This window comes from Alkalihalophilus lindianensis, from assembly GCF_032843265.1.
In the GTDB taxonomy this organism is placed as follows: Bacteria; Bacillota; Bacilli; order Bacillales; family Bacillaceae_D; genus Alkalihalophilus; species Alkalihalophilus lindianensis.
The window spans coordinates 1-246 of sequence record NZ_JAWJBA010000821.1; the positions used below are offsets into that span (position 1 = coordinate 1).

Below are 246 nucleotides of genomic sequence, written 5' to 3' on the forward strand. Positions count from 1 at the left end.
CATAAAATTAAAGAGTCTTTCATTTTTATTAATTTATATACGAATCCCTCTTTAATTTGATGAAGCACCTCCTGATCAGACCTTCCTAAAAAAATTAAACACTCTTTAAAATTAAATTCCTTAGGAGGATAAATCTCCAAATAAGATTCATAATCCATCCAATTCATTTAGGGATTCCTTTCGATATTCACTGGGTGAACAGTTTTTTAAGCTTCGAAATACTTTGTAAAAGTTGGAAGGACTCTG

1 pseudogene is annotated in these 246 nt (G+C 30.1%); it reads right to left on the reverse strand.

What is annotated here, in order from left to right:
• Positions 1–147: 147 nt before the first annotated feature.
• Positions 148–246, reverse strand: a pseudogene (locus tag RYX56_RS24455) (adenosine deaminase); the annotation flags it as partial.